The sequence below is a fragment of the Streptococcus mitis genome (assembly GCF_002860865.1).
Classification (GTDB): Bacteria; Bacillota; Bacilli; order Lactobacillales; family Streptococcaceae; genus Streptococcus; species Streptococcus mitis_AT.
Window position 1 is genome coordinate 1 of record NZ_PKIE01000022.1, and the last position, 489, is coordinate 489.

The 489-nt window shown below is 37.6% G+C and carries 1 protein-coding gene; it reads right to left on the bottom strand.

All coding sequences use genetic code 11. The features are described from left to right. The coding region (locus CYK18_RS10895; RefSeq protein WP_180948056.1) for a hypothetical protein at nt 1-489 on the bottom strand (489 nt) is incomplete at both ends.

A 489-nucleotide genomic window follows, 5' to 3' on the forward strand; every position in this document is an offset into this window, starting at 1 on the left:
ACGAACATTCCCAAGACTACCAATTTGACTCTGATAGTTTTCTTGGTCTGTAGCAACAGCATTTCGTTGCCATGTATTACCTGAATTATATTGTAAATCATCTTTTAAATGTGCGTTTACAGTAATATGAGCAGGGGTGTTCTCAGAAGCATTGATATTACCACTATTTAGATAAGCGACTGAACCTCTACCATATTCATCACCTGTCCCACTATCTCCTTGGAAGAAGTTAGTTGTTAAAGCTGATCGGTTGGCATCTGCTTTTGCGACAATCTTAAACTCTTTTAGTTTTCCACTATTATCAGATGCTGTGAAATCAACTGTGAAATCATCACCTGCATATACAATGTATTCTGCACCACGTTGAGGATTTTGTGTTGGAGTTAACACCTTACCATTTCGACTTACTGTCACTCCCACTTTTGGACGTTCTTCAACCGTATCTACTTGTTGAAGGGTATTAACTGTTAAGTCATTATAGGTAATTGT